Below are 13,864 nucleotides of genomic sequence, written 5' to 3'. Positions count from 1 at the left end.
AGACCCGGCCGGAGCGACGCCGCGCGGCCCGACGCGGCGGGGGCAGACCCATCGCGTCTGACCCACCGCGCCCAGCCCCCCCCCCCCGCGCCGTCGGCTCAGAGCAGGTCGATCGGCCGGTCGCTGGGCCGCACCGGCTCCGGCAGCGCCGTCGCACCCAGCAGGTGCCGCTCCACCGCCGCCGCGCAGGCCCGCCCCTCGGCGATGGCCCACACCACCAGGGACTGGCCGCGCCCGGCGTCGCCGCAGGAGAACACCCCGTCCACCGCGGTCATGTACCGCTCATCCCGGGCCACGTTGGTGCGCGAATCCAGCGGCGCCCCCAGCTGCTCGGTGATCGCCTCGGAGTCCTGGCCGGTGAAGCCCAGGGCCACGAACACCAGGTCCGCGGGGATCACGTGCTCGGTGCCCGCCTTGGGCACCCGCTTGCCGTCCTCGCGGTACTCGGTCTCGGCCACCCGGATCCCGGTCAGCTTCCCGTCCTCGCCCACGAACTCCACCGTGGAGGCCAGGTAGTTCCGGCGCCCGCCCTCCTCGTGGGAGCTGGCCACCTCGAAGAGGTTCGGGAACATCGGCCACGGCTCGTGCTCGGCCCGCTCCTCCGGGGGCTTGCGCCCGATCGCCAGGGTCGTCACCGAGGCCGCGCCCTGCCGGTGGGCGGTGCCGATGCAGTCGGCACCGGTGTCCCCGCCGCCCAGGACCACCACGTGCTTGCCGGCCGCGTCGATCGCCTCGGGCACCTCGTCGCCTGCCTGCACCCGGTTGGAGGCCACCAGGTAGTCCATCGCGAAGTGCACCCCGGAAAGCTCCCGCCCCGGGATCGGCAGATCCCGCGGCTTGGTCGCCCCGGTGGCCACCACGACGGCGTCGTAGCGGCGGCGCAGCTGATCCCAGGTGATGTCCCGGCCGATCTCCACGCCGGGCCGGAACCGGGTGCCCTCGGCCTCCATGACCCGCAGGCGCCGCTCGATGACCTCCTTCTCCAGCTTGAAGTCCGGGATGCCGTAGCGCAGCAGGCCGCCGATGCGGTCCTCCCGCTCGTACACCGCGACGGTGAACCCGGCCTGGGTCAGCTGCTGGGCGGCGGCCAGACCCGCCGGCCCGGAGCCGACGACGGCGACCGTGCGGTCCACGAGCCGCTCCGGCACCTGCGGGGTGATCACGTGCTCCTCGAACGCGGACTCCCCGATGCTGTATTCCACCTGCTTGATGGTCACCGGCGGCTGGTTGATCCCCAGCACGCAGGAGGCCTCGCAGGGGGCCGGGCAGACCCGCCCGGTGAACTCCGGGAAGTTGTTGGTCGCGTGCATCCGGTCCACGGCCTCGCGGGTCAGCCCCCGCCAGGTGAGGTCGTTCCACTCCGGGATGAGGTTGCCCAGCGGGCAGCCCTGGTGGCAGAAGGGCACGCCGCAGTCCATGCAGCGGGAGGCCTGCTCCTTGAGCACGGCCGAGTCCTGCTCGACCTGCACCTCCTTCCAGTCCCGGATGCGCACCGGGACCGGGCGCTTGGGCCGGTCCTGACGCTGGGTGTGCTTCAGGAAGCCGCGGGGGTCAGCCACGGGCGGTCACCTCCAGGATCTCCTGCCAGACGGCGTCCCCGTCCGGATCCGCGCCGTTCTCCTCGGCGCGCTCGCGGATGCTCCGCACGGCCGCGAAGTCGCGCGGCAGCACGCGGGTGAATCGGGCCAGGCTGGCCGGGACGTCGTCGAGCAGGGCGCGGGCCGCCGGGGAGCCGGTCTCCGCCCAGTGCTTCTCCAGCAGCGCGGTGACCACCTGCTCATCCTGCTCGTCCAGTCCGGATAAGGTCAGCTCCCCGGATTCCCGGGCGGCCCTGTTGACGTCCACCGGGTCCAGGTCCAGCACGTAGGCGGTGCCCCCGGACATCCCGGCGCCGAAGTTGCGCCCGGTGGGTCCGATGATCACCGCGGTGCCGCCGGTCATGTACTCGCAGCCGTGGTCTCCGATGCCCTCGGCGACCGCGGTGGCCCCGGAGTTGCGCACCAGGAACCGCTCGCCCACCTGCCCGGAGAGGAACAGCTCCCCGCTGGTGGCGCCGTAGCCGATGACGTTGCCGGCGATCACGTTCTCCTGCGGCAGGTAGCCCTCCTGCCGGTGGGGCCGGACGATGATCCGCCCGCCGGACAGGCCCTTGCCGACGTAGTCGTTGGACTCCCCCGCCAGGCGCAGGGTGATGCCCTGCGGCAGGAACGCGCCCAGGGACTGCCCGGCCTGCCCGGACAGGTTCACGGTGATGGTGTCCGGGTCCAGGAACTCCGGGCCGAAGGTCGCGGTCACCGCGTTGCCGAGCATCGTGCCGACGGCGCGGTCCGTGTTGATCACGGTGTGCTCCAGGGACACGGGCGTGCGCTGCTGAAGGGCGGGGGCGGCCAGGCGGATCAGCTCGGCGTCCAGGTGCTTGTCCAGTTCGTGGTCCTGCCCGCGCAGGTTGCGCACCCCCTGCCCGCCATACTCCACCGCGGTGGAGCGCAGCACGTTGGTCAGGTCCAGCCCCTCGGCCTTCCAGTGGGCCACGGCCCGCTCGGTGTCCAGCACCTCGGCGTGCCCGATGGCCTCCTCGAGGCTGCGGAAGCCCAGGGTCGCCAGGTGCTCGCGGACCTCCTCGGCGATGAACTCGAAGAAGTTCACCACGTGCTCGGCCTTGCCGGTGAACCGCTCGCGCAGCACCGGGTTCTGGGTGGCCACCCCCACCGGGCAGGTGTCCAGGTGGCACTTGCGCATCATGATGCAGCCCTCCACCACCAGCGGGGCGGTCGCGAAGCCGTACTCCTCGGCTCCCAGCAGGGCCGCGATGACGACGTCGCGCCCGGTCTTCATCTGCCCGTCGGCCTGCACGACCACCCGGTCGCGCAGCCCGTTGAGCATCAGGGTCTGCTGCGCCTCGGCCAGGCCCAGCTCCCACGGCGCCCCGGCGTGCTTCAGGGAGTTCAGCGGGGCGGCCCCCGTGCCGCCGTCGTGCCCGGAGATCAGCACGACGTCGGCCTTGGCCTTGGTCACCCCGGCCGCGACCGTGCCCACCCCGATCTCGGAGACGAGCTTCACGTGCACCCGCGCCTTCGGGTTGGCGCGCTTGAGGTCGTAGATCAGCTGCGCCAGGTCCTCGATGGAGTAGATGTCGTGGTGCGGCGGCGGGGAGATCAGCGAGACCCCGGGGGTCGCGTGCCGGGTGCGGGCCACCCACGGGTAGACCTTCGCGGACATCAGCTGCCCGCCCTCCCCGGGCTTGGCGCCCTGGGCCATCTTGATCTGGATGTCGTCGGCGTGGGTCAGGTACAGGCTGGTCACCCCGAAGCGCCCGGAGGCCACCTGCTTGATGGCCGAGCGCCGCTCGGGGTCCAGCAGCCGCTCCAGGTCCTCCCCGCCCTCGCCGGTGTTGGACTTCGCGCCCAGCCGGTTCATCGCGATGGCCAGGGTCTGGTGGGCCTCCTGGGAGATCGAGCCGTAGGACATCGCCCCGGTGGAGAAGCGCTTGACGATCGAGGAGACCGGCTCCACCTCCTCCAGCGGCACCGGTTCGCGGTCCGGGCGGAAGGCCATCAGCCCGCGCAGGGTCATCAGCCGCTCGGACTGGTCATCCACCCGGCGGGTGTAGGACTTGAAGATGTCGTAGCGGCGGGTGCGGGTCGCGTGCTGCAGCCGGAACACCGTGTGCGGGTCGAACAGGTGCGGGGCGCCGTCCCGGCGCCAGTCGTACTCCCCGCCGGTCTCCAGGGCGCGGAAGGGCACGGAGACGCCGTCGGCGGGGTACGCGCGGGCATGGCGGGCCCGGGTCTCCTCGGCGATGACCTCCAGCCCGGCCCCGCCCAGCTGGGAGTGGGTGCCGGTGAAGTACTCGTCCATCAGGGACTGGGACAGCCCCAGGGCCTCGAAGGTCTGCGCGCCGGTGTAGGAGCTGACCGTGGAGATGCCCATCTTGGACATGATCTTCTGCAGCCCCTTGCCCAGGGCCGTGATGAGGTTGCGCACCGCCTGCTGCGGGCTGACCTCGGTCAGCTCCCCGGTGCGCACCAGGTGCTCCACGGATTCCATGGCCAGGTACGGGTTGACCGCGGAGGCGCCGTAGCCGATCAGGCAGGCCACGTGGTGCACCTCGCGCACGTCCCCGGCCTCCACGACCAGGCCCACCTTGGTGCGGGTGGCCGAGCGCAGCAGGTGGTGGTGCACCGCCGCGGTGAGCAGCAGCGACGGGATGGGGGCCCAGGTGGCCGAGGAGCTGCGGTCGGACAGCACGATGTACTGCACCCCGCGGTGGATCGCCGCGGAGACCTTCTCGCAGATCTCGGTGATCCGGGCGCGCAGGGCGGCGGCACCGCCGGCCGGGTCGTAGAGCCCGCGCACCTTCAGGGCCGTGGACATCCCGTCCTCGTCCTCCAGGTGCACGATCTTGTCCAGCTCATCGTTGTCCAGCACCGGGAACGGCAGCTCCAGGTGGTGGGTCGGGACGTAGCCGTTGCGCAGCAGGTTGCCGTCCGGGCCGATGCTGGTGCCCAGGGAGGTGACCAGCTGCTCGCGGATCGAGTCCAGCGGGGGGTTGGTGACCTGGGCGAAGGACTGCACGAAGTAGTCGAACAGCAGCCGGGGCCGCTCGGCCAGAGCGGCGATCGGGGTGTCGGTGCCCATCGCGTAGATCGGCTCCGCCCCGGTGCGGGCCATCGGCTTGAGGATCTTGTTCAGCTCCTCGTGGGTGTACCCGAAGGTCTGCTGGCGCAGCAGGATCGAGCGCGGGGAGGACTGCTGGTGCTCCCGCTGGGGCAGGGACTCCAGGGTGGTGATGTTCTGCTCGCACCACTGCTTCCAGGGGTTGCGCGCGGCCACCTCCGCCTTGATCTCCTCATCCGGGACGATCCGCCCGGCCTCGGTGTCCACGAGGAACATGGTCCCCGGGGACACTCGGCCCTTGCGCACCACCTTCCGATCCCCGAGCTCGACGACGCCGACCTCCGAGGCGAAGACCACCAGACCGTCCTCGGTGACCCAGTACCGGCCCGGGCGCAGCCCGTTGCGGTCCAGCACCGAGCCGACCAGGGCGCCGTCGGTGAAGGTCACCGCGGCGGGGCCGTCCCACGGCTCCATCAGCGTGGAGTGGTACCGGTAGAAGGCCCGCCGGTCCTCGTCCATGGTCTCGTGGTTCTCCCAAGCCTCGGGGATCATCATCATGATCGCCTCCGGCAGCGAGCGCCCGGAGAGCATCAGCAGCTCGGCGACCTCGTCGAAGGACTGCGAGTCCGAGGCCCCGACGGAGCAGATCGGGAACAGCTCCTCCGGGTTGCGCCCGAGCAGCGGGGACTTCAGCTGGGACTGCCGGGCCCGCATCCAGTTGCGGTTGCCCTTGACGGTGTTGATCTCGCCGTTGTGCGCGATGGTGCGGAAGGGCTGGGCCAGCGGCCAGGAGGGGAAGGTGTTGGTGGAGAACCGGGAGTGCACGATCGCCAGGCGGGTGGTGAACCGCGGATCGGACAGGTCCGGGTAGAACGGCTCCAGCTGGGCGGTGGTGAGCATGCCCTTGTAGGTGATGGTGCGGCTGGAGAAGGAGGAGAAGTACACCCCGAGCTTGTGCTGGGCGCGCTTGCGCACCCGGAAGGCCTTCTGGTCCAGCTGGCGCCGGCGGGCGTCCTCGTCCAGACCCACCACGGGGATGTGCCCGGTGAAGGCCTCCTGGCCGCCGCCCTCGGCGACGAAGATCTGCACGAAGTGCGGCATCACGGCGCGGGAGCTCTTGCCCACCACGGACTCCACGATGGGCACCACCCGGGTGCCCAGCACCCGCAGCCCCTCGGCCTCGGCCAGCTCGGTCAGGGCCTGCAGGTGCTCTTCGGCGCCGATGCCGTCGGTGGGCAGGTAGGCGGTGCCCACCGCGTACTCCCCCAGCGGGGGCAGGGCGAAGTCGGCCTCCGCCCGGAAGAAGGCGTCCGGGATCTGCAGGAGGATCCCCGCGCCGTCGCCGGTGCCCTCGTCCGCGCCCACCGCGCCCCGGTGCTCCAGGGCGCGCAGGGCGATCAGGGCCTGGTCGACGATCTCGTGGGAGCCCTCCCCGCTGAGGGTGGCGATCATCGCCAGCCCGCAGGCGTCCTTCTCCTGGTCGGGGTGGTACAGCCCGGTGTCCCGGGGCGCGGCGGAGAAGGTCTCGAAGGGCGAGCGGGCGCGCTCACCGGTCTGGTCGACGTCGGGCATGGTCGCGGACTCCTCCCGGTCGGGGCCACCGTGGAGTCGGGTGCGCCGACCCGGACCCTCGAGGTGAGATCCTCGGGCGAGGAGGCGGCGGGCCCTGGGGGAACCGGGCCCGCGCGGACGCGCCGGCGCGATCTCTTCCGAACCAGTGTCTCCACGGTGGCCGCGTCGTTGCAGCGTGGACGAGGCTCGTCCGCTCGTATCCCGTCCGGCCGGATGCGGCGGCGGGGAGGGTCGAGTGGGCCGTGCGGCGCCGGTGGGGCGCACTGGACGACCGATTCTCCTCAGGTGATGTGATGCAAAACTACCGCGGGTCCCCGGCGTTCTCCAAAGTGTGACCCTGCGTTCCAGCATCCGGACGCTCCTCCGAGTCCCGGGGACGGCGCCCGAACACCCCCAGCATGATCAGCCCGAGGACCACCAGCAGCCCGGCGGTCCACACGTGGATGCGCAGCCCCAGCAGCTCCTGGGAGTGGTCGATGCGCAGGAACAGCTCGATCATCAGCCGACCGAAGCCGTAGTAGGCCACGTAGGCCCAGAAGGTCTGGCCCAGCTTCAGCAGCCCGCGGCGGGAGATCCACAGCAGCAGCAGCGCCCCGAGCACGTCCCAGAGGGATTCGTAGAGGAACGTCGGGTGGAACAGGGTGCCCGGCGGGTACTGGTGCGGGAAGTTGTAGCTGGTGGGGTCGATCTCCAGGCCCCACGGCAGGGTCGTCGGCTTGCCGAACAGCTCCTGGTTGAACCAGTTGCCCCAGCGGCCGATGCCCTGGGCCAGCAGGATCCCGGGGGCCGCGGCGTCGGCGAACTTGGTCAGGGACAGCCCCAGGCGCCGGCAGGCGATCCAGGCGCCCAGCGCCCCGCAGGAGATCGCCCCCATGATGCCGATGCCGCCCTCCCAGATCTTCAGGGCATCCCACGGGTTCCGGCCGGGCCCGAAGTAGTCCTCGGGCGCGGTGATCAGCACGTGGTACAGCCGGGCCCCGACCAGCCCGAGGGGGATCGCGACGTAGGCGATGTCCCAGAGGGTGTCCGGGTCCTCCCCTGCCGCGGCCCAGCGCCGGGAGGTCAGCCACAGGCACACGACGATGCCCAGCAGGATGCACAGCGCGTAGGCGTGGATCGTCAGCGGGCCGAGGTGGAAGGCGCTCCAGGACGGCGACGGGATGGCCGCCAGCACGGCGAGCGGGCTCACAGGCGGGACTCCCCGGACGGGACCCGCGGATCCCGCGGAGCGGTGCTGGGGGCGGGCTCGGCCGCGTCGTCCCCGGAGGGCTCGCGCCCGGCCAGCTGCCGGGTCAGCGCCCCGACGGCCTCGGGGCCACCCTCGCCCAGGGCCCGCACCAGGGCGGTGCCGACGATGACGCCGTCGGCGTAGGCCCCGATCTGCTCGACGTGCTCCCGACGCGAGACGCCCAGGCCCACGCACACCGCGGGCGCCCCGGCGGCGCGCAGGTCCGCCACGAGCTTCTCGGCGGCGTCGGAGACCTTCTCCCTGGCCCCGGTCACGCCCATCACCGAGACAGCGTAGACGAAGCCGCTGGAGGCCCGGGAGATCATCTCCAGGCGCTGGGCGGTGGAAGAGGGAGCGGCCAGGAAGATCCGGTCCAGCCCGTGCGCGGCACTGGCCGCGAACCACTGCTCGGCCTCCTCCGGGACCAGGTCCGGGGTGATGATCCCCGCTCCCCCGGCCTCGGTCAGCTCCCGGGCGAAGCGGTCCACGCCGCGGCGCAGCACCGGGTTGATGTAGGTCATCACCACGACGACGGCGTCCGTGGCCGCGGTGATCTCCCGGACCGCGCGGAACAGCTCGTCCACCCGGAAGCCGTGGGCCAGGGCCATCGCGGTGGCCTCCTGGATCACGGGCCCGTCCATGACGGGGTCCGAGTACGGCACGCCGAGTTCGATGATGTCCGCCCCGGATCGGCCCAGCTCGATGGCCGCGGCGATGGACTCCTCCGTGCTGGGGTAGCCCACGGGCAGGTACCCGATGAGGGCGGGGCGGCCCTGCTCGCGGCAGGCCGCCAGGCGCTCGGCCAGCCGGGAGTGCTCGGGGGCCGGCGGGAACTCGGTGGGCAGCCGGATCCCGCGGGGTGCGGCCTGCTCTGCCCCTTCCGGTGCGGCCTCGGCGCGGCGGGCTGCGGTCGGGTCGGTGCTCATCGCTGCATCCCTTCGGCGGTGTCCTCGTGCTTGTCGGTCGGCAGCTGCTCGGCGGCCTGCGGGTCCGCGGCGTGCACGGCGTCGGTCTGGGTCTGCGTGCCCGCCCCGTGCAGCTGGGAGCTGGGCTCGGCCTCGCCCAGCCCGAACCAGCGCACCGCGGTGTCCATGTCCTTGTCCCCGCGTCCGGACAGGCACACGACCATGACCTTCTCCCGCGCCGCCTCCGGGTCCTCGGCCTTCCACTGCTCGATCACCCGCAGCGCCCCGGCCAGGGCGTGGGCGGATTCCACCGCGGGGATGATGCCCTCGGTGCAGCACAGCAGGCGCAGGGCGTCCATGGCCTCGGTGTCCGTGACCGGCTGGTAGGAGACCCGCCCGATGTCGGCCAGGTGCGCGTGCTCCGGGCCCACCCCCGGGTAGTCCAGGCCCGCGGAGATGGAGTGGGACTCGATGGTCTGCCCGTCCTCGTCCTGCATCAGGTACGTCATCGCCCCGTGCAGCATCCCCGGGCGCCCCAGGGTGATGGTCGCGGCGTGGCGACCGGTCTCCACCCCGTCTCCGCCGGCCTCGAAGCCGTACAGGTCCACGGGGTCATCCAGGAAGGCGTGGAAGATGCCGATCGCGTTGGAGCCGCCGCCCACGCAGGCCGCGACGGCGTCGGGCAGGGCGCCGGTGGCCTCGCGCACCTGGGCGCGGGCCTCGGTGCCGATCGCGTCGTGGAAGTACCGGACCATGGCCGGGAACGGGTGGGCGCCGGCGGCGGTGCCCAGCAGGTAGTGGGTCGTGTCCACATGGGCCACCCAGTCCCGCAGGGCCTCGTTGATCGCGTCCTTCAGGGTGCGCGAGCCGGTCTGCACCGCGACCACCCGGGCCCCGAGCAGCTGCATGCGCGCCACGTTCAGGGCCTGGCGCCGGGTGTCCTCCTCGCCCATGTAGATCACGCACTCCATGCCGAAGTACGCCGCTGCGGTCGCCGTGGCCACGCCGTGCTGGCCGGCGCCGGTCTCCGCGATGAGGCGGGTCTTGCCCATGCGCCGGGCCAGCAGGGCCTGACCCATGACGTTGTTGATCTTGTGGGAGCCGGTGTGGTTCAGGTCCTCGCGCTTGAGGAAGATCCGGGCGCCGGCCCGTTCGCTGAGGCGTGCGGCCTCGGTGAGCAGGGAGGGGCGGTTGGAGTACTCGCGGGAGAGCCGCTGGAACTCCTCGGCGAAGGCCGGATCCGCCTTGGCCTTCTCGAAGGTCTCCTCCAGCTCGTCCATCGCCCGGATCAGCGATTCGGCCATCCACCGGCCGCCGTAGCGCCCGAAGTACGGCCCCGGGGCATCGCGCAGGGAGTGCGCGCCCGCGGAGCCGTCGGGGCGGTCCCCGGCGAGGAAGGCCTCGGCCAGCCCGGCATCCCCGGCGTCCCGGGCTCCGGGGTCCTGGGGGGTTGCCGTGCTGGCGCCGTCGCGCGGCTGCTCGCTCATGCCCGCTCCTCCTCGATGCTCTCCAGCCGGGCCGCGCGGGCCCGGCGTCCGTGGTTGCGGAACTCGGAGACGGCCTCGCGCGGGTCCTCGGTGCGCACCAGCGCCTCCCCCACCAGCACGACGTCGGCCCCGGCCGCGGCGTAGTCGGCGACCACCTCGGGGCCGGTCACCCCGGATTCGGCGACGATCAGGCGCCCCTCGGGGATCCGGTCCGCCAGGGTCGCGAAGTGCGCGGGGTCGGTCTCCAGGGTCTTGAGGTTGCGGGTGTTGATCCCGATGATCTTCGCCCCGGTCGCCACGGCCCGGTCCACCTCCTCCTCGGTGTGGGCCTCCACGATCGCGTTCATGCCCAGCCGGTGGGTCAGCTCCAGGTACTCGCGCAGCTGTTCGTCATCCAGGATCGCCGCGATCAGCAGCACCAGGTCCGCCCCGTGGGCGCGAGCCTCCCAGATCATGTACGGGTCGATGACGAAGTCCTTGCGCAGCAGCGGGATGGAGACCTCCGCGCGCACCGCGTCCAGGTCCGCCAGGCGACCCTGGAAACGGCGGGACTCGGTGAGCACCGAGATCGCCGCAGCCCCGCCGGCCTCGTACTCGTGGGCCAGACGAGCCGGCTCCGGGATCTCGGCCAGGTCCCCCTTGGAGGGGCTGGCCCGCTTGACCTCCGCGATGATCTCGACGGTGGCGACGCCGGCGCCGCGCAGGGCGGCCAGGGCGTCGCGGGTCGGGGAGACGGAGGCGACCTTCTTGGCCAGCTCCTCGAGGCTGATCTCGGCCCGGCGGGCCTCCAGGTCCTCGCGGACTCCGGCGATGATCTCGTCCAGGACTGTCATGGGGGTGGTGCGTCGCTTTCGGATCGGGTGCGGGGAACGGTGGGGAAGCCGTTAAGCCGACAGCGCCCCTCTGGAGCCCCGGGCGCCGTGGTGGCGCGGGGTCAGGGGGCGCTGCGGTCGGAAGACGATGGGGCTAGTCCTCGGCGGAGCGGGCCCGGGCGAGGGTGTGCTTGCCGTCCTTGCCGTAGCCCAGGGCCTTGAGCACGGCGGAGCCGCCCAGGCCCACGATCATGATGCCGAAGCCCACGCACATGCCCACCAGGTGGAAGGTGTCGAAGGCGACGGTGGCCACGATCAGCCCGATCGTGGTGACGATGACCAGGAACCAGGCGGCCACGGTGCTGCCGTGGCCCTCCACCGGCTCGGAGACCAGAACGTCGGGGTTGTCATAGGTCACGGGAAGTGCTCCTTCTGCGCCCAGGGTGCGATGCGTATGCTCCGACTCAGTCTAGTGCATGCCGGTTCAGGCGGTGGGATCCTCGCCGCGGCTGAGCCGATCCCAGGCGTCGATGTCCCGCGCGTGCGGGGCCTGCTCGGGCGCCGGCGCCGTCTCCCGGGTCGCCGCGGCCCGCTGCTCCGGGCGTTCGAAGCGGCGCCCGGCCCCGCGCCAGGAGCGGGAGGCCCGCCACAGGACCACGGCCATGACGACGATGCCCACGGCGAAGACCAGGCACACCCACGGCCAGGGGTGCACCGTGTAATCCCCGCCCGCTCCGACCGCGCCGGTGCGCTGCCCGACGCTGGAGCGGGCGGCGCCCTCCGGGTCCAGGGGCACGCTCAGCGCCGCGAGCACCGTGCCGATCCCGGCCAAGGCGATGACGGCGCAGATCACCGTGCGTAGCACGGGCCCGGCGATGCGCACCGTGAGCACCCCGGCCAGCGCGACCAGGGCGAGTGCGGAGACCGCGGGGGCCGCGGTGGTGCCGGGCACGTTGATGTCCTGGCGCTGGGCCAGCACGGTATCCACCTGGGCGGTGACCCAGGTCGGCAGGGTCGCCGCGAAGGCCAGGGCCGGGACCAGGAGGCTGAGCAGGATCAGGCGGCCCGCCCCGCGGGTCCGGGGGGTCCGGGAGTCCTCCTCCCCCTCGATCGTGGGGGCCGGGGTCCGTGCTGCGCTCACGAGGCCGCCCCGTCCCGGGCGCTATCGACCGCGTCGGCCTTGGGGCCCGCCCCGTCGGCGTCGGCGTCCAGGGGCGTGAGGTCCCGGGCCGCGAGCACCGCCCGCAACGGGGCGGCGGATTTCGCGACGGTCTCCGCGGCCTCGGATTCCAGCACGGAGTCGGCGACGATCCCGGCCCCGGCCTGCACCCAGGCGCGGCCCTTGCGCAGCACCGCGGTGCGGATGGCGATGGCCATGTCCATGTTCCCGGCGAAGTCGAAGTAGCCGACCACCCCGCCGTAGACCCCGCGCCGGTGCGGTTCGTACTCGTCGATGATCTGCAGGGCCCGGGGTTTGGGCGCCCCGGAGAGGGTGCCGGCCGGGAAGGTCGCGCGCAGCACATCGTAGGCCGTGGCCTCCTCCGCCATCTGCGCCTCCACGGTGGAGGAGATGTGCATGATGTGGCTGAACCGCTCGATGTCCATAAACTGGGTGACCGCCACCGTGCCGGGCCGGGCGATGCGGGAGAGGTCGTTGCGGGCCAGGTCCACGAGCATCAGGTGCTCGGAACGCTCCTTCTCATCGGCCAGCAGCTCCTCGGCCAGGGCCAGATCCTCGGTGCGGTCGGCACCCCGGGGCCGGGAGCCGGCGATCGGGTGGGTCGTGGCGGTGCGGCCCTGGACCGTGACCAGCGCCTCCGGCGAGGAGCCGACGATGTGGAAGGGCTCGGCGGCCTCGTCGTCGGCGGCGAACGTGTACAGGTACATGTACGGGGAGGGGTTGGTGCGGCGCAGGGTCCGGTAGACCTCCAGCGGGGAGGCCTCGCAGGGGGCCTCGAAGCGGCGGGAGAGGACCACCTGGAAGATGTCCCCGTCCCGGATGGCGTGCTTGGCCTGCACGATCGCATTGAGGAACTGCTGGCGCTCCCAGCTCTCCTGCACCTCCTCCTCCAACCGCTGCTCCACGTCCTGCGGGGCGGTGGCGGTGGAGACGGTGGTGCGCGGCAGGGGCCGGGAGAGGTCGGCCAGCATGGCGTGCACGCGGGCGACGGCGTCGTCGTAGGCCTCGTCCACGCGGGCGTCCGTGCCGTCCCAATTCACGGCGTTGGCCACCAGGGTCACGGTGCCGTCCCGGTGGTCGTGCACGGCCAGGTCCGAGACGAGGTTCAGGGCGAACTCCGGCAGGTGCAGGTCATCGGCCGGCGGGTTCGGCAGGCGCTCCCAGTGGCGCACCGCGTCCCAGCCGAGGTAGCCGACCAGCCCCGAGGTCAGCGGGGGCACGTCCTCGAAGGGCTCGGTGTGCAGGATGCGCAGGGTCTCCCGGATCGCCTCGACCGGGTCCCCGCCCTCGGGGGCCCCGGCGGGCACGGTGCCCTGCCAGTGGGCGGCACCGTCCTTGGCGGTCAGCGTGGCCCGGGAGCTCACGCCGATGAAGGACCAGCGAGACCAGGAGGCGGATTCGTTCGCGGATTCCAGGAGGAAGGTGCCGGGGCGGGGGTCCCCGTCGCGGGCGACCAAGGCCCGGTACAGGCCGATGGGGGTCATCGCGTCGGCGACCACGCTGGCGCGCACGGGGATGACCCGGCGGGTGCGGGCCAGCTCCCGGAACTCCTCGCGGGTGGGGCGGATCTCGGGGGTGCGGGTCATGGCCGGTCCTCCTTCGGCGGCTGACGGTCGGCGGCGGGTGCTGCGGGGTCTGCGGGGGTCTGCTGCGGGTCGCCGACGACGGCGGGCAGCGGGTCGGCGTCGAAGCAGGTGCGGGTGCCGGTGTGGCAGGCGGCCCCGATCTGCTCCACGCGCACCAGCAGAGCGTCGCCGTCGCAGTCCAGGGCCACGGAGCGGACGTACTGCCGGTGCCCCGAGGTGTCCCCCTTGCGCCAGTAGGACTGGCGGGAGCGGGACCAGAAGGTGACCCGCCCGGTGGTCAGGGTGCGGCGCAGGGCTTCGGGGTCCATCCAGCCGAGCATGAGGACTTCGCCGGTGTCGTGCTGCTGGATGACGGCGGCCAGCAGGCCCTGCGGGTCCAGCTTCAGCCGCTCGCGGATCGCGGGGTCCAGCTCGGGCTGCTGCGCGGCGTCCTGCGCGGGCTGCTGCGCGGGGGTCTCGGGGGTGTTCATCACCCGG

10 protein-coding genes are annotated in these 13,864 nt (G+C 72.6%); all 10 read right to left on the bottom strand.

The genetic code is table 11. From position 1 onward, the window contains the following. Nucleotides 1-98: 98 nt before the first annotated feature. On the bottom strand, nt 99-1,559 hold the full coding sequence (locus AC0VXQ_RS04750) for a glutamate synthase subunit beta (RefSeq protein WP_475529297.1): 1,461 nt from the start codon (nt 1,557-1,559) through the stop codon (nt 99-101). Beyond that, complete coding sequence (gltB, locus tag AC0VXQ_RS04745; RefSeq protein ID WP_475529295.1) at nt 1,552-6,189, bottom strand: glutamate synthase large subunit; 4,638 nt, start codon at nt 6,187-6,189, stop codon at nt 1,552-1,554. The genes AC0VXQ_RS04750 and gltB overlap by 8 nt, the downstream gene beginning before the upstream one ends. A gap of 301 nt (nt 6,190-6,490) precedes the next feature. Beyond that, complete coding sequence (gene lgt / locus AC0VXQ_RS04740) at nt 6,491-7,378, bottom strand: prolipoprotein diacylglyceryl transferase (RefSeq protein WP_058731319.1); 888 nt, start codon at nt 7,376-7,378, stop codon at nt 6,491-6,493. Next, nucleotides 7,375-8,343: a tryptophan synthase subunit alpha gene (gene trpA, locus AC0VXQ_RS04735; RefSeq protein ID WP_279751928.1), complete on the bottom strand. Its 969-nt coding sequence runs from the start codon at nt 8,341-8,343 to the stop codon at nt 7,375-7,377. Before trpA ends, lgt begins: the two co-directional genes overlap by 4 nt. Then, nucleotides 8,340-9,809, bottom strand: a complete 1,470-nt coding sequence (trpB, locus tag AC0VXQ_RS04730; protein WP_196826019.1) for a tryptophan synthase subunit beta — start codon at nt 9,807-9,809, stop codon at nt 8,340-8,342. Before trpB ends, trpA begins: the two co-directional genes overlap by 4 nt. Further along, the gene (trpC, locus tag AC0VXQ_RS04725; protein ID WP_279751929.1) at nt 9,806-10,642 is read right to left on the bottom strand and encodes an indole-3-glycerol phosphate synthase TrpC; all 837 of its coding nucleotides are present in this window, start codon (nt 10,640-10,642) and stop codon (nt 9,806-9,808) included. The genes trpB and trpC overlap by 4 nt, the downstream gene beginning before the upstream one ends. Nucleotides 10,643-10,775: 133 nt before the next feature. Continuing rightward, the gene (locus AC0VXQ_RS04720) at nt 10,776-11,039 is read right to left on the bottom strand and encodes an HGxxPAAW family protein (RefSeq protein WP_061225461.1); all 264 of its coding nucleotides are present in this window, start codon (nt 11,037-11,039) and stop codon (nt 10,776-10,778) included. Between the two features lie 66 nt (nt 11,040-11,105). Beyond that, the gene (locus tag AC0VXQ_RS04715) at nt 11,106-11,762 is read right to left on the bottom strand and encodes a Trp biosynthesis-associated membrane protein (protein ID WP_196826020.1); all 657 of its coding nucleotides are present in this window, start codon (nt 11,760-11,762) and stop codon (nt 11,106-11,108) included. Next, nucleotides 11,759-13,387, bottom strand: a complete 1,629-nt coding sequence (locus AC0VXQ_RS04710) for an anthranilate synthase component I (RefSeq protein WP_475529292.1) — start codon at nt 13,385-13,387, stop codon at nt 11,759-11,761. Before AC0VXQ_RS04710 ends, AC0VXQ_RS04715 begins: the two co-directional genes overlap by 4 nt. Then, a complete protein-coding gene (gene hisI / locus AC0VXQ_RS04705; protein ID WP_475529387.1) occupies nt 13,384-13,857 on the bottom strand; it encodes a phosphoribosyl-AMP cyclohydrolase in 474 nt (157 codons plus the stop codon). The genes AC0VXQ_RS04710 and hisI overlap by 4 nt, the downstream gene beginning before the upstream one ends. Nucleotides 13,858-13,864 lie beyond the last annotated feature (7 nt).

Source organism: Rothia sp. QJM3NY_36, from assembly GCF_056173115.1.
Note: the sequence above shows the minus strand (reverse complement) of the source record. Positions and strands in the feature narration are given on the sequence as shown.

Excerpts from the sequence above, each read along its gene's own strand:
- gltB (WP_475529295.1), bottom strand. The coding sequence starts at position 6,189 with ATGCCCGACGTCGACCAGACCGGTGAGCGCGCCCGCTCGCCCTTCGAG.
- trpA (WP_279751928.1), bottom strand. The coding sequence starts at position 8,343 with ATGAGCACCGACCCGACCGCAGCCCGCCGCGCCGAGGCCGCACCGGAA.
- trpB (WP_196826019.1), bottom strand. The coding sequence starts at position 9,809 with ATGAGCGAGCAGCCGCGCGACGGCGCCAGCACGGCAACCCCCCAGGAC.
- trpC (WP_279751929.1), bottom strand. The coding sequence starts at position 10,642 with ATGACAGTCCTGGACGAGATCATCGCCGGAGTCCGCGAGGACCTGGAG.
- AC0VXQ_RS04710 (WP_475529292.1), bottom strand. The coding sequence starts at position 13,387 with ATGACCCGCACCCCCGAGATCCGCCCCACCCGCGAGGAGTTCCGGGAG.
- hisI (WP_475529387.1), bottom strand. The coding sequence starts at position 13,857 with ATGAACACCCCCGAGACCCCCGCGCAGCAGCCCGCGCAGGACGCCGCG.